General features: G+C 47.4%; 19 protein-coding genes. 18 read left to right on the top strand and 1 reads right to left on the bottom strand.

From position 1 onward, the window contains the following. The first annotated feature begins 4 nt into the window (after positions 1-4). The 18 genes from NGM62_RS00095 (at position 5) to NGM62_RS00010 (ending at position 23001) form a co-directional block, all read left to right on the top strand. Positions 5-1045 carry a zinc-dependent alcohol dehydrogenase gene (locus NGM62_RS00095; RefSeq protein ID WP_262244958.1) on the top strand — a complete coding sequence of 347 codons (1041 nt, stop codon included), beginning with the start codon at positions 5-7 and terminating at the stop codon, positions 1043-1045. A gap of 32 nt (positions 1046-1077) precedes the next feature. Next, on the top strand, positions 1078-1899 hold the full coding sequence (locus NGM62_RS00090) for a glycerophosphodiester phosphodiesterase (RefSeq protein WP_262244956.1): 822 nt from the start codon (positions 1078-1080) through the stop codon (positions 1897-1899). A gap of 16 nt (positions 1900-1915) precedes the next feature. After that, positions 1916-2959, top strand: a complete 1044-nt coding sequence (locus NGM62_RS00085) for a substrate-binding domain-containing protein (protein WP_262244955.1) — start codon at positions 1916-1918, stop codon at positions 2957-2959. A 1-nt stretch (position 2960) separates the two neighbouring features. After that, a complete protein-coding gene (locus NGM62_RS00080; RefSeq protein ID WP_262244953.1) occupies positions 2961-4439 on the top strand; it encodes a sugar ABC transporter ATP-binding protein in 1479 nt (492 codons plus the stop codon). Between the two features lie 11 nt (positions 4440-4450). Continuing rightward, complete coding sequence (locus NGM62_RS00075) at positions 4451-5371, top strand: ABC transporter permease (protein WP_262244951.1); 921 nt, start codon at positions 4451-4453, stop codon at positions 5369-5371. Positions 5372-5373: 2 nt separating this feature from the next. Further along, positions 5374-6864, top strand: a complete 1491-nt coding sequence (locus NGM62_RS00070) for a mannitol dehydrogenase family protein (protein WP_262244949.1) — start codon at positions 5374-5376, stop codon at positions 6862-6864. Then, entirely contained in the window at positions 6864-7778 is a 915-nt protein-coding gene (locus NGM62_RS00065) for a carbohydrate kinase family protein (RefSeq protein WP_262244947.1), read from the top strand. Before NGM62_RS00070 ends, NGM62_RS00065 begins: the two co-directional genes overlap by 1 nt. Before the next feature lie 158 nt (positions 7779-7936). Then, positions 7937-9241 (top strand): FAD-dependent oxidoreductase, encoded by a 1305-nt coding sequence (locus NGM62_RS00060; protein ID WP_390936002.1) that lies wholly within the window; start codon positions 7937-7939, stop codon positions 9239-9241. A 136-nt stretch (positions 9242-9377) separates the two neighbouring features. Continuing rightward, positions 9378-10316, top strand: coding sequence for a DUF6772 family protein (locus NGM62_RS00055; protein WP_262244945.1), 939 nt, complete (start codon positions 9378-9380; stop codon positions 10314-10316). 25 nt (positions 10317-10341) lie between these two features. Further along, entirely contained in the window at positions 10342-10677 is a 336-nt protein-coding gene (locus NGM62_RS00050) for a hypothetical protein (RefSeq protein WP_262244943.1), read from the top strand. 148 nt (positions 10678-10825) lie between these two features. Continuing rightward, positions 10826-12175, top strand: a complete 1350-nt coding sequence (locus tag NGM62_RS00045; protein ID WP_262244942.1) for an FAD-dependent oxidoreductase — start codon at positions 10826-10828, stop codon at positions 12173-12175. Between the two features lie 34 nt (positions 12176-12209). After that, complete coding sequence (locus NGM62_RS00040) at positions 12210-13499, top strand: MFS transporter (protein WP_262244941.1); 1290 nt, start codon at positions 12210-12212, stop codon at positions 13497-13499. A gap of 84 nt (positions 13500-13583) precedes the next feature. Further along, on the top strand, positions 13584-14189 hold the full coding sequence (locus NGM62_RS00035; protein ID WP_262244940.1) for an RNA polymerase sigma factor: 606 nt from the start codon (positions 13584-13586) through the stop codon (positions 14187-14189). Positions 14190-14196: 7 nt separating this feature from the next. Continuing rightward, positions 14197-15378 (top strand): FecR family protein, encoded by a 1182-nt coding sequence (locus tag NGM62_RS00030; RefSeq protein WP_262244938.1) that lies wholly within the window; start codon positions 14197-14199, stop codon positions 15376-15378. 380 nt (positions 15379-15758) lie between these two features. After that, complete coding sequence (locus NGM62_RS00025; protein ID WP_262244937.1) at positions 15759-18974, top strand: TonB-dependent receptor; 3216 nt, start codon at positions 15759-15761, stop codon at positions 18972-18974. Between the two features lie 13 nt (positions 18975-18987). Continuing rightward, positions 18988-20778 carry a RagB/SusD family nutrient uptake outer membrane protein gene (locus tag NGM62_RS00020; protein WP_262244936.1) on the top strand — a complete coding sequence of 597 codons (1791 nt, stop codon included), beginning with the start codon at positions 18988-18990 and terminating at the stop codon, positions 20776-20778. Between the two features lie 145 nt (positions 20779-20923). Further along, positions 20924-21862 (top strand): glycerophosphodiester phosphodiesterase family protein, encoded by a 939-nt coding sequence (locus tag NGM62_RS00015; RefSeq protein WP_262244934.1) that lies wholly within the window; start codon positions 20924-20926, stop codon positions 21860-21862. A gap of 32 nt (positions 21863-21894) precedes the next feature. Next, complete coding sequence (locus NGM62_RS00010; RefSeq protein WP_262244932.1) at positions 21895-23001, top strand: metallophosphoesterase; 1107 nt, start codon at positions 21895-21897, stop codon at positions 22999-23001. Between the two features lie 185 nt (positions 23002-23186). Here the strand turns inward: NGM62_RS00010 and NGM62_RS00005 are convergent, their stop codons facing one another. Further along, positions 23187-23564 (bottom strand): TolB family protein, encoded by a 378-nt coding sequence (locus NGM62_RS00005; RefSeq protein WP_262244930.1) that lies wholly within the window; start codon positions 23562-23564, stop codon positions 23187-23189. Positions 23565-23640 lie beyond the last annotated feature (76 nt).

The following is a 23640-nucleotide window of genomic DNA, read 5'->3' as shown; positions in this document are numbered from 1 at the left end:
ACAGATGATTGCCAGAGATATGAAACAAGCGACATTAACAGAGCCCAAGAATATTCGGTTTTCTGACGAACAAGTGCCAGACAGCTTAGGCACTATGGATGTTTTAATCCATGTCCGGAGAATTGGTATCTGCGGCTCAGATATCCATGCATATAATGGCAAACATCCTTTTACACCACTCCCGGTTGTCCAGGGGCATGAATACAGTGGCGAAGTGGTGGCCGTGGGCAGCCAAGTAACCACCGTGAAAGTGGGAGACCGGGTGACAGGAAGGCCACAGCAGGTGTGCGGTACTTGCGGACCGTGCAAGGCGGGGCGGTATAATGTCTGTGCGAACCTCAAGGTGGAAGGTTTCCAGGCACCCGGCGTAGCGCAGGATTACTTTGTGTTGCCGGAAGACCGTACTTACGTTATTCCGGGCACGGTCAGCTTCGACGAGATTGCGCTCTTAGAACCGGCTGCGGTGGCGGCGCATGCCACGTCGATGGTACACAACATCGGTGAAAAAACTGTTGTTGTGGCTGGTGCCGGCCCAATTGGTAATCTTATCGCGCAGTTTGCGAAGATCCGGGGTGCGAAGCGTGTCGTCGTCAGTGATTTCAATCCGTTCAGATTGCAGTTGCTGGAGAAGTTGGGGATAATGGACACCATCAACTTGTCGGAAGAAAGTTTCCAGCAGGGTATATCCCGGATTCTGGGGGATGAGCCGTTTCAGGTTGGTATCGAAGCGGTAGGTGTAGAACCGGCACTCCATAACTTGGTGGATCATGTAGAAAAAGGCGGACAGGTGCTCATTGTAGGCGTTTATGAAGAGCACCCCCGGTTGAATATGGGCTTTGTCGGTGAGCATGAGCTGACAGTGCAAGGCAGCATGATGTATAAACATCAAGACTATGTGCAAGCCATTGAATGGTTGGTTTCTGGCGACCTGCAGCTCGCCCCACTGATAACGCAACGATTCCCATTCGACGCATATAACGAGGCCTATCAGTTTATCGCCGAAAACCCGGCTAAAACATTAAAAGTATTAATCGATGTAAATTAAGTATGATGAGTTTTATAAAACATTTCCGGAAAGTGACTATTAAATCTCGAATTGCCCTCTTGTTGTTTGCAGTGCTGGGCACCACGGCTTATGCGCAGCAAGCCGAAGTAAAACTATTCGCGCACCGCGGCGGTGCGTATGAGTACGACGAAAACACCATCGGTGCTTTTCAAGAAACCTACAACAAGGGGCTGCGGGGATATGAAACCGATGTGAGGCGTACCAAAGATGGCCAATTGGTTATTTTCCACGATGCAAACCTCAAACGGATCGTGGGAAAAGAGGAGGCCATCGAAGATTTGACGCTGGCGGAGATCAAGCAGCTGCGGACGAAAAAAGGAAACGAGATCCCGACGCTTGATGAGGTGCTTGATTTCTTCCGCGATAAACCGTGGGTTTACATTGAGTTTGAAATGAAGACCAACAACCCGATGTATGATGAGCAAATCCTAGAAGGATATTGCGACGAGCTTTATAAGAAAGTCTACGCCGCTATGCCGCCCACATCGAATTATGTGCTCACCTCGTTCGATAAGCGTCCGCTCCGTTATTTGAAGACCACATACCCCTCGGTTGATTTACTGTTTATCAAAGGAGAACCGTTGAGCCAGGCGGTGCTTGATGAAGCAAAAGAACTCAATATTGACCGCGTAGGCTGTAACATAGACGGTACCACCCGTGCTATGGTAAAGGAAGCAAAGAAGCAGGGGTTTAAGGTGAGCCTATGGCCGGGGCGATCCGTTGCCGATTTTCTGCTCGGCGTTTCTTTAGGTAGCGATTACCTGTGTTCGGATGTCCCCGTTGCGGTTACGGAATGGGTAAGCGCGAATGCGCCGTGGATTACACTGAAATAACCTATACGAGTCATTTATGCATACCGTAATTTGCCATATCCGTCGGAATCCGGCGCTGCTAGGCGTACTGCTATTGGTGTTGCTGGCTGGCTGTTTGCCTAAAGAACGGCCTGGCAATGACGACCAGGGCGTGGGCAAGACTGACCTCCGGTATGTGTCGGCCGCGGATTTGTCCGGCATCAAGGTCGGCTATTGCGGCCCTTCTATGATAGCGCCTTATTACGTGGCGCTGGAAACTATCGTGAAGCGGAGCGTGCAGCATTATGGGATGCAGTATTACATGGCCGATGGGCAAGAGGATGTTGCGAAACAAGTGGCGGCGATCGAGGACCTGCTTTCGAAGGGGATCGATGTGTTGATATTGAACCCACTTGATCCCAAGGCGGCCGTACCGGTTGTTAATCGTGCTGTCCAACAAGGTGTCCGTGTATTCATCGTCGATTCGATGATCGATGATGCTGCTACCTACATCTCGTCGGTGGTGGCAAACAACACGATGAATGGCGAGAAGCTGGGGCTATGGCTGGCTGAAAATAGTAGTAACGAGCTGAAGATAGCCATCATCAGCGGCAACCAGGGGAATCCGGTTGGCCGCGAAAAGCGGCTGGGGTTTGTGCGTGGCTTGGCAGATGGCCAGCTGCACAAGCAAGCCAAAACCAACTTCTCAATCGTGGCGCATGGCTGGGGGCAATGGAATAACAATGGCGGACTGAAAGCCATGGAGGATATCCTGGTTGCGCACCCGTATGTCAATGTGTTGCTGGCAGAGAACGATGCCATGGCCATCGGGGCACTCAAGACCATCCGCGAGATGGGGAAAGAGCAGCAGATTACGGTGCTGGGGTTTGATGGCCAGAAAGAAGCATACGAGCTGATCAAAGCCGGAACGTTTGCCGCCACCGCACAAAATAGCCCCAAAATACTGGGAGAGATGGTTGTGCAAATTGCCGTGAAGTACCTCAACAATGAAGAGGGTATCGAGAAAACCAATTATACGCCTTCTGTATTGATTTCAGGGAACAACGTGGATGAATTTTACGACCCCGAAGCACTGTTTTGAAATGCTGGTTTTAAAAGAAATAAGTAAGTCGTTCGGCGGCGTCAAAGCGCTTAAAGCGGTAAACCTCGAGGTCCGTGCCGGCGAAATCCACGCGCTTCTCGGCGAGAATGGTGCAGGCAAGTCTACCCTGATGAAAGTGATCTCGGGGGCCCATAAGGCAGACAGCGGGCAAATCGTCATCGATGGCGAAGTTATTGAGCACAACGACCCCCACCTTGCAAAGGTGCACGGTATCGGCATTATCTATCAGGAATTCTCGCTTATCCCAGAGCTCACGGTGTCTGAAAACATCTGGTTTGGCAGCGGTAAAAAAACGGGATGGCTCAACCGGAAGAAAATGGATAGCGATGCCTCGGCGTTGATCCATTCGCTCGGCTTTGCGATCGATGTAAAAAGGCGTGTAGCGCAGTTGTCTATTGCCCAGCAGCAAATTGTAGAGATTGCCAAAGCACTATCACAGGATGTGAAGCTGTTAATCTTGGATGAACCGTCGGCGGTACTGGGCACCAAGGAAGTGAAGAAGCTGTTCAATCTGCTCTATACGCTCCGGGATCAGGGCGTATCCATTATCTATATATCGCACCATTTGGACGAGCTGTTGGAGCTGACCGACCGCATTACGGTATTGAAAGACGGTAAGACGGTGGCAACCCTGGAGACCGCTGCTGCCGATAAAGATAAACTGGTGAACTTAATGGTGGGACGGGAGCTGACGCAGCTCTACCCGGAGAAGCCCGATGCGTTCCCTGATGATGAAAAGATCGGGATTGAAGAATTACGCAGCGGTACCTCGCGGCAACCCATGGCATTTGACATCAGGAAAGGTGAGATCTTGGGTTTGGGCGGACTGGTTGGTGCGGGGCGTACGGAGGTGCTGGAGAGTCTATTCGGCGTTACCCATCGGCCACCGGCTATCCTGCGTTGGCAGGAGCGGTCGGTAAGTTATCGCTCGCCACGGGAGGCCATCCGCGGAGGGTGGGGTATGGTTCCCGAAGACCGTAAAAAGCATGGGGGCATCCTGAGTTTAAGCATACGCGATAATATCAGCCTGGCCAGTTTGGGCCAGGTTGCCAATCAGTGGGGGTTCATCAACCACCGGAAAGAAGAACAGGTCGTTCGGGAGTTGGTAGACCGGCTCCGTATAAAGGTGGGCGATATCCACAGCCCATTATCTACGCTTAGTGGTGGCAACCAGCAAAAAGTCGTGTTGGCGAAGTGGCTGAATCGAAACCTAAACGTACTGTTAATCGATGAGCCTACACGAGGTGTGGATGTGGGAGCACGTTCAGAAATCTATCACATTATCCAGCAGTTAGCAAATCAGGGGATGTATATCGTGATGGTGTCGTCTGATATGGAAGAGCTGCTGGGCATGTCAGACCGCATCATGGTCATGAAAAACGGAGAGCTTCAAGGGACACTCGACCGGGCTGAGTTTAACGAGGAAAAAATCCTGAGAATGGCCATCGGAGCCAATTAAGTCGATATGTAATGAAAGAAAGGCTGCTTAAAAATAATACGCTGATTATATTTCTGCTCTTGCTTCTGGTTTCGAGCTTCACCTCTGAATCGTTCTTGACCATTACCAACGTGACCAACTTACTGCGCCAGGTAGCACCTATCGGACTAATCAGCATCGGCATGTTCCTGGTCATTTTAACGGGAGGGATCGATTTATCCGTTGGTTCTATTATAGCGTGTGTGGGGGTTGCCTTCGCGCTGCTCTCTTATGAAGTGTATTTCAGTGCGGGGCTGCTGCTGTCGTTACTATTGGGAGTCGTTATCGGTGCCGTGTCGGGTTACCTGGTGGCCTACCGCGGTGTTGCCGCCTTTATCGCCACGCTGGCATTGATGACCATCGTGAGGGGCCTTGGGTTCCTATTGTCTAAAGGAGCGCCCGTTACGGTGGGGCCCCATTCGTCGGCCATTCTGCAGCTGGGCACGGGTAGTGTGCTGGGCATACCGCTATCGGCCATTCTCTTGGCGCTGGTGTTTGTGATTGTGTTTATTGTCCTCAAATATCATGTGTATGGCAGGCAGATTATCGCCATTGGTTCCAATGAAGAGGCCGTACGTTTATCGGGTATATCGGTAGAGCGCGTCAAATTTTCTGTTTATGTCATTTCCGGTTTCCTTACCGCATTAGCGGGGTTGATGATGGTGGGCCGTACCGGTGTGGGTACCCCAAATATCGGGGTCGGTTTAGAGCTGGATGCCATCGCGGCAGTGGTCATCGGTGGGGCCAGTTTGTTTGGCGGCAAAGGTACCGTGTTCAATACCCTCCTCGGCGTATTAATACTAGGAATGATCGGCAACATCATGAACCTGCTCGATATCACCTCTTATATGCAGCAGCTGATTAAAGGCGTGATTATCATTTTGGCTGTTATTTTTCAAAAGGCACAACAATAGCTATGGCGAAATTGGATAGGAAGACGTTAGACCGGTTACCGGCATCGGTGCAGCTCCCGCAAGCGGCAATAGACGGAGGGAAGAGCCATATCCTCCATATTGGCGTCGGCGCTTTCCACCGGGCACATCAGGCATATACTTGGTACCAGTTGCGGCAGCGGTATCCGCAGCAATATGCCGACTGGACCATCCTGGGCGTTTGCCTCATGCCATCCGATCAGGCATTTGTACAACAATTCGCTGAACAGGACCACCTGTATGCCCTGCGGATGTGTCCAGCCGACGGTGAAGACGAAATTACGGTAATCGATACCATTACGAACGTATTATACGGCCCTGAAGAGCCGGTCGCCGTCATCCGGGCGATAGCCAATGCAGACACGAAAGTCATCAGCTTTACCATTACGGAAGGTGGGTATAATATCGATTTCGAAGGCCATCAGTTTATCTGGTCTAACGCCGCCGTACAGCAGGACCTGCATCCAGCGAATGCCCCTATCACAGTATTCGGTTACTTGGCGCGGGGATTGGCCGAGCGCAAGGAACGGGGTGCGGGGGGCTTGGTGCTGATGTCGTGCGACAACATTCAGGAAAACGGCCAGGTGCTGCGGCATGCGCTGCTGGCTTTCCTGGAAAGGTATGACCCTGAGTTAAAGCGCTGGGTAGTTGAAAGCGTGTCTTTCCCGAACAGTATGGTCGACCGGATAACGCCGGTTTCGGCGCCTGCAGACAGAGACCGTTTCGAGGCGGATTTCGGCATTCGCGATGAGGTATTGGTGGTGAGTGAAGATTATTTTCAATGGGTGCTAGAAGATAAAGGCCTCGCTGGTATCCCCCCTTTGGGTGAAGTGGGGGTTCAGGTGGTGGATGATGTGCGTCCCTACGAAGCCATGAAATTGGGTATACTCAATGCGGGCCACTCATTGGTAGGGCTATTGGGAGACGCGATGGGCTATACCAAAATACATGAGGCTATAGAGGACCGGCAGATAGCAGCGGTATTCGAGCAATATGCGATGCACGAAGCCATTCCGGTGTTGCCACCGGCTGGCGGCGTCGACTTACCCGCCTATTTCCAGACGGTCCGCTCACGCTTTTCAAACGCGATGATCAATGATTCCACCGATCGGATCATCTCGGGCTCGTCCGATAAGATCCCGAAGTTTTTGCTTCCGGTGGTGAATAGGAATTTAAAGCGGGATGACCCGCACGTGGCTATATCTGCCCTGGTGGTTGCAGCTTGGTGGTATTATCTCCACCGTGCTAACCGGCGGGATGGCATGCAGAGCGTAGTAGACAATAAGCGGGATGAACTGAAGGCCATTTTTGAAGATGAATCGACATCGGCACGGCGGTTTCTACAATGCCGTGCGATTTTCGGCATCTTGGAAGATAATGCCTTATTCATAGGTCGCTATAACGACAATGTCGCATTATTGAAAGAAGGAAAGATGAGAAATTTACTAGATCAAGTTTTAGGTAAGCATAGGTAATGAACAAAAAAAGTGTTGTTTGTTTTGGTGAAGTCCTTTGGGATAATCTGATTAATGGACGTCGGGTAGGCGGTGCGCCGCTCAATGTCTGTTACCATTTGCATAAAAAGGGAGTAAATAGTCAGATTGTCAGTCAGGTTGGGGGTGACCGAGAAGGCAAAGACCTTTTGGAAGCCATCCAATCACTAGGTGTTGATACCACCTTCGTAACCAAGACACAGGGCTACCCTACGTCGCAAGTTGTGGTCAACCCATTGCCCGATGGGCAGGTCACGTATGAGATTTTGGAGAATGTGGCTTGGGACTACCTTTCATTTGATCCTGTAGTGGCTGCTGCGATTAAAGGTGCAGCCGCGTTTGTATACGGTAGTTTGGCTGCCCGGAATACAATATCCAGAGACACTCTGTTTAGGTATCTCCCGCTATCCTCATTGGCTGTTTTCGACGTCAATCTCCGGCAACCGTTTTTCGACAAAGGATTGATTTTGGATTTAATGGAACAATGCCATCTATTGAAGATTAATGATGAGGAACTTCACCATATCGCTGGCTGGCGAGGGTTGAGTGGACAAACCGAGGATGTGTTGGCGGGTTTGCTTCGAGCCTACCCAAAAATGTCGGAAATTATCCTCACACGGGGAGTTAAAGGCGCCGTGTATTATTCCCGGCAGAAATTTCTTTCATTGCCCGGACTCTCTGTTAAGGTAGTAGATACTGTAGGTTGTGGAGATTCATTCTTAGCCGCCTTTTTAGCTCACAAGTTAGCAGGCAAGCCAGTGGACCAGAGCCTTCGGCAAGCGATTTTGCTGAGTGCTGTTGTTGCTACTCTGGAAGGTGGATGTCCGATTTACGGGCCTAATGAATTGGGTGTTATGCAACAGATCGTATGGTCTGGTGCATCACTGCCTGATTAAGAGTCTGGGGGGCGATAGGTATAACGTAAGAGCCACTAAAGAGAAAATAGGGTCAAAAGAAATTAATTATATAACTAAAAAATAAGAAAATGAATTCAGAATTTATTATTGAACCAGAGAGAAAGACAAGAGTCTTAGATCATGTAGACGTATTGGTTGTGGGTGGAGGACCTTCGGGTATTATGGCGGCTCAGGCAGCTGCCGAGAGTGGGATGTCCGTCATTTTGATTGAAGGGAAAAGTTTCTTAGGAGGCAACCTCACCATAGGTTTGCCCATTCTGAACTTCCATGGTCAAAAAGGTAATCAAATCATAAAAGGCCTTCCCGCAAAGTTTGTCGATAGATTAGCGAATATGGGCGGAGCAAGTGCTATCCAACGCTGCCCGCTTCATATGAGCATTACGTTTATTGAGCCCGAGGAAGCTAAATTGGCAGCCATCAACGTGATGCGTGAGAATAATGTCAGCGTACTATTGAATACCTTTTGTGTAGATACGATTGTTGAAGGTACAGATCTTAAAGGTGTGATCATTGAAAATAAGGGTGGTAGATCGGCAGTCTTGGCCAAGGTAGTCATCGACTGCAGTGGTGATGGGGATATTGCGTTCCGCGCTGGTGCTCGATTCGAAAAAGGAAACAGCAAAGGATTAATGCAACCTGCAACTCTTGAGTTTTGCTTGAAAAATGTCGACATCGATAAACTCAGGTATAGTGTATACACCTATCCGGAGACGTACGACACGACGGTTATACCGGCCGAGTATTATCGGGAAAACAGGTACTTCATTCTCGTAGGGCTGCAGGAACAGATGAGACAAGCCAAGAGAGATGGATTGGAATTGCCTGTTGATACTACCGTTATTGTAACTGGATTGGGTGAAGACGAAATCTGGGTAAATATGACCAGGGTGCTTGGAACGGATGGTACCGACGCCGCTAGTGTAACGAATGCAGAGTTTGAAGCGCGTAAGCAAATCGATCATTTATTAAAATATTTCCGCGGTTATGTCCCCGGTTTTGAGAACTGCTATGTCTCCAGAACAGCACCATTCATTGGTATCCGGGAGACCCGCCGTATTGTTGGTAAATATACGCTCCAGAGAGAGGATATTTTATCTCGTCGGCAATTTGAAGATGGGGTTGCGGTGGTAAGCTACCCGCTTGATATCCACCAGCCTGACGGAAATGGTTTCTCCTTAGAGTGGAGTGGCGACTGTTATGATATCCCCTACGGGAGCTTGGTTCCGGAAAAAATAAATAACCTGCTGATGGCCGGCCGATGTATATCGGCATCGCATGAGGCAATGGCCTCTTCGCGGGTAATGGGGCCATGCATGGCTATGGGGGAAGCTGCGGGCAGAGCTGCTTATCTAGCCGTCAAGCACGGTATTACACCTGCTGAGGTTGATACACGGGAATTGCGGGGTGAGTTATTGGACAGAGGCGCATTTCTGAGAACATAAGGCCAGCATGCCTCCGATTGTAGGTAAATGGTACACATCCGGTGATAGCGGCTGTATCGACCCAGTGTTGAGTAAGAAAGGGGTTGACATGGACAGTGTAAACCCCTAGGATAGAAAAATAATTATCAGTAGAATTATGGATAAGACATTCTTGTCTCTGTTTCAACCACTGAAACGAGTATTGGTTCATGATGTTTTCAATACCGGTTACAACGGTTGGATGGAAATCATGCCAAATTTTTGCGAAGCTCCCGATTTCGAGGAAAGTCCCAGTATTATGGTAAAAGATCAGTGGCCACCGGTGATGTTAAGCACTGCCACTTTCCGTTATCCCGGCTCTCATGGAGCACTATCGGGCCAATACAGCCTAAAGGTTTCCACACGTGCGGTCGCTAATCCATATGGTGCACCACCTGCACCGGGCTCCATGGGGCATGCGATTAAGCGCCTTTCATTTCATCACTTGAAACGTAAATACCTTCAGTTTGAGATGTGGTTTGCTTACACGGCTGAACAGGATAAAGTAGATGGGAATGGACTATTACCCGGCCTTCACGAAAGTTCTATCCGTGCATTCGGTTTTGGATGGGATTTGCAAGAGCGTGGCAACCGATATCACGTCGGTGTTAGATACCTAAATGCCGTGGATGGAAAACTGCAAAAGAAATGGCAATTCACATATCCCTCATCGGTGGATGATAAAGACTGGGCTTATGATACGGAGGGCGATTGGTGCATTAAGGGTGTTGATCCATTCTGGTTCGGAAAACGATATCCGGATGGTAGACATGATGCGTTCAAGGACGTGCCGGATGGTCGTCAGTCATTGTGTTATAACGAAACAGATTGTAAAATCAACTGGCAATATGCACGTCTGTTGATTGATACCGAAAAACGAGAATATGTTGAAATGCAATGTCAGGACAAGACTTTTGATTTGGGTGGACACCCTATTTATTGTGTAGAGCCGTACCATCGGATTGACGGATTAATGAACCCGCTTATTTGGTTGGAAACAGATACGAACAGACGTGTGTTCCTTTACGTGGATTCCGTGGTCATATCTCAAGAATAAACGTAAACGCTCAATTACCATAACCATGAAACTATTTAACGCTTCCCATCTGGAAGTAAAAAAAGATTTTAAGGAAGATTTCCAAACTGATCCGTACGAGGCAGGTTGGGCAACTGAATGTATTTTTTTCATCGCAGTCGAAAGGTTGGCCGGTACCGATCCCACATTGACGGCGGCAGTGGAAATTTCGCACGATGGTGTTAATTGGGTTGGTGAGGGAACCGTATCAGATCCGATTAACACCCTAGGGCTGCATTTCATACGTGTTAAGCATTTCGGGAACTGGTTACGCCTCAATTGTCAGGTCAGTGGTAGGGAGCCCCTGTTCCGGTTAAATATTCAGATTGCTCTAAAAGGTTAATCCAGGTCACAGGCGATGCAAGAAGCAAACTGTCGAATCGATCGCCCAGGTTCTACGTAACAAAAATAAAACAAATGAATTAGTGCTCATTATTGAGCCAGAGAAAAGACCAGAGTTCTAGATCAAGCATTATATTGAAGACGTCATAATGAGTAAAATATCATCAATAAATGAGCAGAAGGAAAATAGTTCCCGAGGGGAATGGATAACCCAAACGAAAGAAATTCCCGTAATCGATGAGTACGATGTCGTGGTTTGTGGTGGTGGGCCTTCGGGATTTATCGCAGCCATAGCCGCTGCACGAGGAGGTGCACGCACCGCGCTGATCGAGCGACACGGATTCCTTGGTGGGATGGCCACAGCGAGTCTTGTGGCCCCTATCAGCGTGTTTAACTATAATGACCGTAGGGTAATCGATGGCTTGCCCTGGGAATTTATTGAAAGGTTGACAGAGGTCGGCGGTGCCAGGGAAGAAAGACCACTTGGTAATATTACATTCTCTCCGGAAAAATACAAGCTCATCGCCCAACGAATGGTACTGGAAGCGGGAGTGTCGCTTTATTTTCATTCTTATCTTACCGGATGCAGGAAATCCAATAACCGGTTAACCCATGTTATCATAGACAACAAGAATGGTACCGAAGCGATTGCTGCAAAATATTTTATCGATTGTACAGGCGACGCAGATTTATCTTACCAAGCGGGTGTACCAATGCAGCCCATGAAGTCCGAGCTTCAACCAGCTACACTGATTTTCATGCTCGGAGGTGTCGATACCGATTCGCTCCCAATGCTTCGCCATAGCCAGCAGGGGGTAAATTACCACGATGTAAATATGCGGCAAGTGCTTGAGGAGCTGGATAAGCATACGAAATTACCCCGTTTTGGAGGGCCATGGTACTGTGGCGTGCTTGACCATGGGCTGGTATTGGTGAATATGACCCGCACCTACGCCAACATGGCGGACAATCGTCAAGCAACCCAAACTGAGTGTTTGCTTCGCGAGGACGTATTTACCTTTTTGGATATCCTAAAGGACCATGTGCCGGCTTTTAAAAATGCGTTTCTCGTTATGACCGCACCGCAGACGGGTACCCGGGAGACACGTCGTATTCAGGGGATGCATACACTTACCGGCGAAGAGTATATTGCAGCACAGGACTTTCCGGATACCATTTCACGGGGCTGCCATCCGGTGGATATACATTCGGCAGGATCAAGCAACCAACGGTGTGAGTTTTTGAAAGATGCAGCATTTGTCCCATATCGATGCCTCATCGCGCCAGGTTTCCCCAATTTGTTAGTTGGGGGGCGGGCATTTTCTGCTGACGGGATATCATCGGCGTCGGTCCGCGTTCAAGCATCTGTCATGGGACTCGGGCAAGCAGCAGGTGCCGCAGCTGCATTATGTGCGCAGACGGAAGCTGACGTCGCTGCTGTTGATATTGAGAAACTCCAAAGCATATTAATCGCGTATGGAGCTAATCTTTCGAATTAGTCATATTTTTTAGCTACCCACTAAACGAGTACGGATGAAAAAGTTATTCTTTTCCACAACGGGCAACAGCTTGAATGATAGATTCACACAACCTGAATTCAGACGTTGGATTATTGTGTCGATTATCTTCTTGGCTATTGTTTGCAATTATATCGACAGGCAAATTGTGTCTGTATTGAAACCGTTGTTGAAATCCGAGTTCAATCTGGACGATTCTGGTTATGCCATTATCATTAACATTTTCACCGTATGTTATGCCTTATCCTATCCCTTTACGGGGTGGATAGTCGATCGGCTCGGCCCGAAGCTAACCATGTGGTGGGGTATTATCGTTTGGTCTATTGCTTGTATTGGCGGTGGGATTTCAAAAACCGTGGGCCAATTTGGTTTTTTCCGGGGATTATTGGGTGTATCAGAGCCGACTATATTCCCTGCTCAATTGAAGGCCGTCACTATTTGGTTCCCGGGGAAAATAAGGGCCACAGCAAATGGTATTTGCCAAGCCGGGGGTTCCATTGGTGCGATCCTGGCCCCCCCTCTGGTGGCATGGCTGGCTATAAATTATTCTTGGCACATGGCCTTTGTGGTAATGGGGGTTGTTGGTCTCGTCATTGCGGTGCTCTGGAAGCTTGTATATAAAGACCCGCCTAAGGAAATATTAGATGAGGCTCTACAGAGTACTGTTTCAAAAGACGCTGTGTCATTTTCTTGGAATCAGCTTTGGACACGGCGGAGCCTTTGGGGCGTCATTTTGATCCGGTTTGTCAGTGATCCGGTATGGTACTTCTGCCTTTTTTGGCTACCGGGCTATTTACAGGAAGAGTCGGGGCTATCGCTCGTCCAAGTGGGTATGTTCGGCTGGATTCCCTTTCTTATTGCTGATCTTGGTGCAATTGGTACCTCCATGTGGTCGGACAAGATCGTTCGTAACGGGATACCCCCCCTGATGGCAAGAAAGAAAATGCTGACCTGGATTACTTTCCTTACGGCATTTTGTGCCTTCACACCATTTATAAATCATGCCGCGATTACGATAGCAATTTTCAGTGTGGTGGCGCTTGTTTGCGTAAGTTGGCTTTTTACGGTTGGAGTGGTTATCGCCGAGACTTTTCCTGTGCATAATGTGGCTAGTGTACAGGGAATTGTAGGGGGGTTTGGAGCAGCTGGAGCTGTTATTTTTAATTTTTTCGTCGGCGAGACACTGGATGCGCCCGGAGCCGAAAATATATTTTTCGTCATGGCCTTACTTCACCCAATAGCCTTGTGGATTTTGTGGAAGGTTGTAAAACCGACGAGGCCAAACACAGGAGAGAAAGTAAATTAATGAATACACGTGTCGAAATGTAAGAATTATTAAAGTTAACGTGATTTTTTGATATCGTTAATATAACATCTTTAGTATTGGGCTATGAGTACGGAGCTATTATTAAATGAAGTGGTCGTAAAATTCCAGCGCGGTGATGTGTTGGCTTTCAAAAAGCTTTTCGAATCGCTAAGTAGGCAAATGCTTTATGTTACCCAAGGCATTGTCAAAGATACACAGACGGCCGATGAGATTGTGTCCGATGGTTTCCTGAAATTGTGGGAGGCCCGCCGCCAGTTCAATAACATCAACAGTGTCCGGGCCTATTTGTATGTCTTGATTCGTAATGCTAGCCTTAATCATGCCCGGGCCGTACAACAGCGCATCAAATATACCCCCTTGGAAGAGCATGTTGTCGTTAGTGAGCCAGAGGCGTTGGTGAAAATTATCAAAGCCGAATTTTACCAAGCTGTTTATCGTGAGCTAACCTATTTGACACGGAAACAAGAAGCGGTATTTCGGTTGAGTGTTATTGAAGGCAGGGGGACCGAGGAGATCTGTGAGGCCCTCCAAATTTCGCCTGGTTCGGTATTTACTCATCGATCTGCAGCGATAAAAGCCCTTCGAAAGGGGCTTCGTGAACATTCTTGGGCATCGATACTATGTTTTTCTATTTTTTTCTTGAGGTTTTCCTTCCTTTTTTGTCTTTAATAAGTAAATGGAACAACTTGACGACATCCTACTCCTATTGCGTAAACACGTCGCTGGTAATTTGACAGAAGCGGAGCGCAAGCTTTTGAACGGCTGGTCTAAACAGCATCCAGCCAACAAGGCGTTGCTAGAGTGTATTTCGGATGAAGAGAGTTTTTTTACTGGCTATCTGGATTATCGTACAATGTATGATGAGGAAGTATCGGGGCGGCTGCAGCGGATTGAAGACACCATCATGGAATCGATTAAACCGGTTCATGTAAACAGAGATAGTCGGAAGAGAGGTATGTTCCGTTGGATGTCTTATGCAGCCGCGGTTCTTCTGGTTACTTCAGCAAGTATATGGTTTGTTAATCAGGGTCAGACTGATAGTCAACAAATCGAAACCGTAATCATACAAGATATCCAACCGGGAGGGAATCGTGCTACACTTACCTTGACTGATGGGCGTATGATCGATCTGGATGAAGGTCGGGACGGTGTTGTTATTGGAAGTGATGAAATCACATATAGTGACAGGACCCCACTCGTCGTTGTTGATAGAAAAGAAGGTCCAATGTGGCTGGAACTTACCACACCAAAGGGTGGTACCTACCAGGTTACGTTATCAGACGGGACACGGGTTTGGCTTAATGCTGCCTCAACGTTAAAGTATCCGTCGGTATTCGAGGGAAAAGAACGGGTGGTAGAAATTACCGGAGAGGCGTATTTTTCGGTTGCTAAACGAGCCAATCAACCATTCAAGTTAATTGCAGAGGGGCAGGAATTGACGGTGCTGGGAACGGAATTCAATATTTCCGCTTATGCAGACGAGGAGGTGATAAAGACTACCCTTGTTAAAGGTCAGGTCCAGGTGCAGAATACCGCGTCTGGAAAGGTCAGTTCCCTTGTACCAAATCAACAGAGCGTTGTTCGTCCAACCAATACAGAAATCATGGAAGTAGATGTCCAACCTTATGTCGCATGGAAAGATGGATATTTCTGTTTTCGACGCACGGCGTTCAAAGATGTTATGCGCCAATTGGCACGTTGGTATGATGTACAAATTGTTTATAAGGGAGACATCCCGCAAGATACGTTTTCTGGCGAAATGGGTCGCGAGTTGACATTAAACGCTGCGCTGGAGTTATTGAACGTTTCTGCTGTGCGGGTACAGATTGCAATGGGTAATCAACTAATTGTCCATTAAGAGAGATAAGAGGTAGTTTTGTTTAGTAAATAACTATTTAATTAAGATGTGTATGAAAAAAGTATAGTACCATTCGCTTGTCCGTAAAAACAAAGGGAAGTGCTGCCAACACTCCCCTACATGTTTGGACAAATTAAATTCGTAAAACGGGTCTTATAAACCAATTATTTCACATTATCCAAAAACATACAAACGTAATGATAAATTATGGATTTTTCGAACGGGTTGCGTCCTTGCTGCCCGCGGAAATGTACAATCAAGCATGGCGTATTATGAAATTAACGTCTTTTTTGTTGCTTTTGGCGTGTCTGCATCTGAGTGCGGCTTCGCTATCACAAACTGTCACTTTGAAGGTCGATAAGCAGCCACTAGCAAATGTTTTGAGCACACTCAAAAAGCAAACTGGCTATCGAATCATGTATAACGATCGGTTTGTCAAACCGACGATGTTGGTATCGATTGATGTAGATAACCAACCGTTGGAGCATGTGCTGGACCAACTATTGGGGCCACAGCAATTGACGTACCATATCAAAGGGAAAACAATAGCACTCCAGCAGAAAGAAACCAATGAATACATATTTGAACAGCCCGCAAACATGAGGGACATACAAGAGCAGGTACTTTCGGGTACCGTTACCGATGCAAATGGGGCTCCACTGGCGGGTGTAACGGTACGAATTGTGGGGACTAATCGCGTGGCGGTAACCGATGATCGGGGTGGGTATCGGATCCAAATCACAGACAAAGGTCAAAGCATTGCTTTTTCTGCTGTGGGTTTCGAAACGTTTGAAACAAGTATTGACGGCCGCTCGATAATCAATGTTTCATTAACGGAAGTAATCAGTGATTTAGAAGAAGTTGTGGTGGTAGGTTATGGAACCGTGGCCAAGGGCGACCTTACCGGCTCAATCTCGAGTGTACAGGGAGCCGATTTAGCCAGCCGCTCGGTACAACAACTGTCTACTGCTATGCAGGGTCAAATAGCCGGCGTGCAAGTAACACGTTCAGCAGGCGGTCCGGGCGCTGCAGCTACCGTACGTATACGCGGTATCACGACACTTTCAAATAATGATCCGTTGGTAATTGTAGATGGGGTTCCTTCATCGCTCAACGACGTGATTGCCGCCGATGTGGAAACCATGACCGTGTTGAAGGATGCGGCGTCAGCATCGATTTACGGATCGCGCGCCGCGGCAGGTGTCATCTTGATTACTACTAAGCGGGCTAAGGGCCAACAGTTTTCGCTCGACTACAACACAGAGTACGCGTTTGACAGGCCTACGGCAAAGCCTACGAATGGCAACGTCATCGACTGGATGAATGTAACCAACGAAATAAGGTGGAATGACTCGGGTTCTTCAGATCCCTATTCGGTCTATTCGTTAGAAACCATCGATTCCTGGCTAGATAACAATGCCGCAGACCCCTGGCACTACCCCAATACCGACTGGGTTGATTTGATGCTGAAGAAATCAACGGCGCATCAACAGCATTCAATAGGCGTAACCGGAGGTACGGAGAAACTGCTAAGTAAATTTAATTTTACTTACCAAGATGGCGACGGTTATTACGCAAAGCGATCATACGAACGTTTTTCAGGTCGTTTGAACAACGACTATAAGATAAATGATTGGCTTGATGCTAATATAGATGTTGATTTCTCTAAATCCGAAACGATAAACCCAGCAGTTACCGGATTGAATGTCATGTACAGGGCTTATCAAATTTCGCCTTATTACAATGCTTTTTGGGAAGATGGACGGTATGCTGATGTTAAAGATGGGTCTAACCACCTCGCAGGCCTAAACGAAGGAGGGCAACATAATGATCATTCCTATAGACTTGGGGGGAAAGCACAGCTCAATGTCGCCCCGCTGAAAGGTCTTAAATTGACCGCTATTTTCGCACCAAGATTCTCCTATTCTCAACGTAAAAACTTTGTTCGAGCCGTTCCGGTTTTTTATGAAAATGGGACAACTACGTATGCCGAACATAATAAGGCGACCAGTCTCTCAGAGGCACGTGATAATACCAGTAGTACTACGTACCAGCTTTATGGCAATTATCAAAATAAATGGGGTGACCATTCATTCAATGCAATGGCAGGTTACGAAGGATACGCATACAAGTGGGAAGATCTGGGAGCCTCACGTAATAACTATCTGCTTGATACTTATCCCTATCTCAACATTGGCCCTGAAGATTATCAATATAACTCGAGTGCCGCGGGACACAACGCGTATGAATCTGTATTTTCCCGTATAATTTATTCTTATAAAAATAAATACATGCTTCAGGGTAATATCCGCTCTGACGGTTCCTCCCGCTTCGCGAAAAAGTACCGGTGGGGGACGTTCTATTCCGGATCCGCCGGATGGGTAGTATCGGAAGAATCTTGGTTTAAAAATAATGTTGTGGATTTCTTAAAGATACGCGGTTCTATTGGCCAGCTTGGTAACGAACGTATCGGTTCGGAATTTCCTTATCAGGCGGCCATGGTATTCGGCAATAGTTACATGTATGATAAATCGACACAAACCGTAACAGCGACGCAAAGAGCCGCCCAAACTCATTATGCATTTGAGAATATTACTTGGGAGACGAGCACTACATATGGTGCAGGCCTTGACCTGTCCTTTCTCAATAGACGCCTGAGAGTTACGGGTGATTATTATTACAAAAAGACTGCTAATATGTTGCTTACCCTAGGCTTTCCATCGTATGCGGGGTTTTCGGCACCTTCTCAAAATGCTGGGGATATGCACACGAAGGGCTGGGATTTGGAACTAGGTTGGTCTGACAATATAGGTGATTTTTGGTACAGCATTTCTGCAAATTTATCCGATTACCGTTCGAGAATGGGCTATTTGGGTGACAGACGTACTATCAATGGTAATTATATCATAGAGGAAGGGTCTTTTTACAACGAATGGTTTATGTATCGGAGCGCGGGCTTATTTCAAACGAGTGCCGACCTTAACGATGCCGCTGGAAATAAATACCCTACTCTTTCAGCAAATGATAAAGCAGGAGATATTAAATATGTCGATGTCGACGGGAACGGAACGATCAATTCCAACGACAAAGTGCGGTTGGGTAACTCGTTGCCGGAATACCTTTACGGAGGTAATATCTCGCTCGGTTGGAAAGCCTTTGATTTCAACCTTTCATTCCAAGGTATAGGACAACAAAAGGTGTTGTTTAACTCGTCTTGGATACAGCCCTTGAAAGAGCAGTGGGGAGCAGTTCCCTCACTTATATTAGGCAATTATTGGAGCCAACACAATTCTGAGGAAGAGAACCTCAAGGCCAAGTATCCACGCCTAACCTATAATAATACAGCAAATACCTATGTGGGTTCGGACTATTGGCTTTTCAATGGTGGGTATTTCCGTGTAAAAAACATTACTTTGGGCTATACGTTACCTTCTGAATTGATGAATAAAGTACGAGTCAATAATCTGCGCCTCTTTCTCAGCATGAATGACTTGCCTGCTGTCAGCAATTATCCCAGAGGATGGGATCCTGAAGTGGGGCCTACATCTGAATTCATATCCACATCTTTCATTTTAGGCCTTAATGTTAAATTCTAAGAAAAGCAATCAAATGAAAAAGATATTATTCATTACCTGCCTCATATCCGCGTTTATGATTTCGTCGTGTGTCGACCTTGATTTGAACCCGTTATCGGAAGGTTCAAGCGAAACGTGGTACGCCTCACAACAGGAAATAGAAATGTCGCTGAACGACTTTTATCGTACTGATTTCTTTCCCATTATGCATCGGATCGCCGGGGACGATATAACAAACCGGACTAACACAGTACCTTTTTTTACCGGTGCATTAACGGCTACGAACGGGACAATATCGACAATTTGGGAAAATTATTATAAAGGTATTGCACGTGCCTTACGGCTTCTTAATAATATGGATAAGGCCCGGGCCATGGGGATATCGGACGCCGATATTACACGATACGAGGGGGAGGCCTATTTTTATTTAGGTTACGCCTATGGGTTTTTAGCATTTCGTTGGGGCGATGTGATTCTTGACAAAGTCGGCATGACACTTAATGAAGCTTATACGGCTGAGCGCTCTCCCAAATCGGATGTTTTAGCGTATAGTTACGAATGTCTTGAGGAAGCAGCAAAGCGTCTGCCGAATAGTTACTCAGGTATACAGCGTGCAACTAAAGGTGCAGCCCTTGCATTCAAGGCGCGTATAGCGCTTTACAATGGCGATTATCAGGTCGCTGCACAGGCGGCAAAAGCTTGTATGGATTTGGGTGTCTATCGGTTGCACGACAATTATCAAGATTTATTTACAGCTTCTTGGTCGGATGAATGGATCTTCTTCTTTCGAGGTGACGTTACGCTGAGACAATATTATTGGGCTGCTGATGAACCACAAAACTATGTCAACCGTACTGCAGGTGGGTTCCAAGCGAAGTCACCCTCTTACGAACTAGTATGTGCCTATACCTGTATAGATGGTTTACCTATCGACGAATCGCCACTTTATAATCCAAAGGACTTTTTCGAAAACCGTGACCCCCGTCTAGCTATGACTGTTGTTCCCTTTGCCACAGCATATACCAAAAGTGTGCTTGACGGGACATATAAATGGGAGGACTATGAGTGGCTCGGTTTTGAGTACTCACCATCTCCATTACGCCTGACAGTGCACCGTGCATCCGATGGTGCATTGGTCAGTAACCAGGATTCGAAAGCACGTAGTGAACACTCCACTTATAACGGCCTTACTTTCAAAAAGTTTGTTGACCACACGTGGATGGAAAATGGGTTTGCAGGGGCGCCGACAACATATCCCATGTTACGTTATGGCGATGTGCTATTGATGTATGCTGAAGCAATGATTGAATTAGACCAGTGTACGCAGGAAGTATTGGACGCAACAATAAATAAAGTTCGTGAGCGGGCTTACGCAGGGACAGGGCTTACCTATCCGAGAGTCGTGCTTGGTACTCAAGCTGCTATGCGTACGGTACTCCGGACCGAACGTTATATAGAGCTTGCCTTCGAGGGCCATCGTTTCGATGATTTAATCCGGTGGCGGGTGGCCGAAAAGTATTTGAATCGTCCCATATACTTTCTGCATCGCACATGGTCGGGATCTACTGCATGGAATGGTGATGAAAATGCCGTTTCAAGCGATTTCCGAAAGCTGATACAGAATTGGAAAGAAGGAAATTATCCCATCGGAGGTATCCCTGAAATTGATGAAAATGGTATGGCTGACCTTGCTTATATGGCCGATGCTGGTTATATTGTTGTAGCGAATAATCGCCAGTTTCCCGCTGATCGCGATTATTTGTGGCCAATCCCAGATGCCGATATCTTGGTCAACCCCAATCTGGAACAGAACCCGAATTGGTAACCACTCGACTGCTCTTTGATGTCATTGATATCGATAGTTGCTTTTATCCGGCAAAACTTACGTGTCAAAGAAAGCCATCAGCGATATCAAAGAGCAGTTTAAACATATTAGTAAACATTAATTATTTACCTTAATAAACTTCGATATGAAATATTCCGGATTGACGCTTTGCATATCGTTTTACTTTCTCTCCTGTGCGACTACTACGGAGGACACTGGGAAAAACTACCTCTCGTTTGCTGATACGGAGGCCTTGTATGATTTCTACAGCTACCGGGAGGATGCGCCTCCGATCCTGCAGGGGCATAGAGGAACCCAGGAAAACGGTTTACCAGAAAACTCCATTGCGGCATTCGAATATGTATTGGAACACATGCCGGCCGTATTTGAGATAGATCCGAGGTTGACAAAAGATAGCGTGGTCATCCTAATGCATGATGCCACATTGGATCGGACGACCAATGGCACCGGTAACGTTATCGATTATACTTGGGCGGAATTGCAGCAATTGAATTTGAAAAATAAGCAGGGGGAAGTTACGGAACACAAAATACCAACCTTGTCGGAGGTGCTGGAATGGGCTAGAGGCAAAACCGTATTAATGCTTGATAAAAAGGACGTACCCTTGCCGATGATCGCGGATTTAATACGGGAACATGATGCCAACAATTACGTACTCAGCTTGGTGCGTTCGCCGGAAGATGCAGCTTTTTATTTTAACGATGAACCGAGGCGGATGTTTGGTGTCTCTTATAGAGCACCGGAAGCGTTTGACGCATATTTAGCGCTAGGTATCCCGAAAAGACAGATTCTCGCTTGTATAGGCGTTGAAATATCAGAAAAGACAGATGAGATGTCTGCGATTATGCGTGAGTACGGCATTCGGAGTCTTATATCTGCCGCACCCACGTATGACAGACTGGAAACTCTTGAGGAGCGGGAAGAGGCCTATAAAAAGGTGATTGCATCCGGAATCTCGGTTCTTGAATCCGATTATCCCGTCGAGTTAGGTAGGATGTTGTCAGGCGTGAAAGTCAAAGCGGCCAAACCGACATCTGACGAAACGGGCGTGGTATCAAAATGATGTTTAGCTTTGATGATAATAAGTGTATAAGTGTGAAAAAGATAGTTAGCTATGTTGTATTCGTACTATTTTCTGGAAGCGTCGCCATAGCGCAGCAAGAATATCAGAAGCCTGCCCTGGAGCACAGAGACTCTTGGTCGATGGTGATGATACCCGATATCCAGAATTACGTAAAATGGGGGCGTAACCAGCCCATTTTGGATCTCATGATGCGATGGATTGACGAAAACATCGACACACTCAACATCAAGCTTGTGGTTTGCGTGGGCGATCTGGTGCAAAACAACGAGAAGATCACCAACGACTACGATGGTAACCAAACCACGCAGCAGCAATGGGAAGCTGCCTCCCGGGCATTTGGTATATTGGATGGAAAGCTGCCCTACATAGCGGCGTCTGGAAACCACGACTACAGTATCGACCGCCACGGGAACCGGACCTCTAGGTATGCTGAGTTTTTTACCGCCGAAAGGAACCATCTAATCCAGAAGTTCCTCGTACAGAACAGCACCAACGAACAGGGTCGGCCGACACTGGAGAACTCAGCACTCGAAATGAAGGGGCTGCATGGTAGAGACTACTTGTTTATAACTACCGAATTTGCTCCCAGAGACACAGTGATTACCTGGGCAAAGGGGGTAGTTGCGATGGAACAATACAAAGATCACCGCGTGGTGCTAATCACCCATAGCTATTTAAACGCGAAAGATCACTATATCTCTGGCGAGCCCTCTTGGATATACTGGGAACCTTACAACATAGCTAACCAGATCCAGAAATCGGCGAAAGTGAAGCTCCCCAATGCCAACAGCGGAGAGCAGATATGGAAAACACTGGTACAGCCCGCATCCAATATCGAATTGGTGCTTGCCGGCCACGTACCGGGCGAGGGTTACCGCGCTGATAAAAATAGTGCCAGTCGAACGGTTCATCAAATGCTCTTTGACGCCCAGAGCATGGGCGGCGGACATCGTAACGGTAATGGCGGTGATGGTTGGTTGCGGCTATTGGAATTCTTCCCCGATGGCCAAACGGTCAAGGTGAAAACGTTCTCGCCGCTGTTTGCTATTTCGCCTACCTCGCAGCCCAATGCATGGAAGAATGACTCACGCAATGAATTTACGTTGAAATTTGACTGACAAACAACAGACTTACTTATGGTTTTCGGAACCGGGCTTAGGGAGGGTGCTGCTCATCATTGCTTACAAATTTTTTGTGAAAGCAGATTTAGCGAAAATGCAGACGAACGAACGGCTCAGGTAGCATAATTGGTTGACTGCTTATCGTGTCATAGCCCAATATGCGTTAGGGTTTCTTGGCCATATCAATGCCCATCTGTAAATCCGTCCGGGAACCACTTTATTCCCGCTATGGCGCACCCGTGTATTACTTTTCCTCCTGCCGCCGTAGGCTGCAGGTCGTCAACGGGCTCGTTATTGTAACCCGGTACTAATTGCACCGGCGACGAAGGATCGGCGGGCACGATTCTTAGTTCGCTGCAATCGTTGGTGGCCGCTTGGTCGCTGAAGCCCAATACCAGGTATTTCCCGTCCGGGCTCCACCCTGTATCCCATTCATTGAAACGGGAATCGGTGACCTGCTTGTGCTCGGCGCCTTCCGCAAGTAACAGCGTATAGATGTGGTTGTTGAAGGTATAGGCTATCGTGTTCCCATCGGGCGAAACGGCAAGATCGACCGGCACCGTGCTATAATCGGCAAACGTGCGGATTATTTTAGGGTCTGCTGATAAATTATAACATTTTGATTATTAAATAAAT

This window comes from Parapedobacter soli, from assembly GCF_025460835.1.
GTDB lineage: Bacteria > Bacteroidota > Bacteroidia > Sphingobacteriales > Sphingobacteriaceae > Parapedobacter > Parapedobacter soli.
Note: the sequence above shows the minus strand (reverse complement) of the source record. Positions and strands in the feature narration are given on the sequence as shown.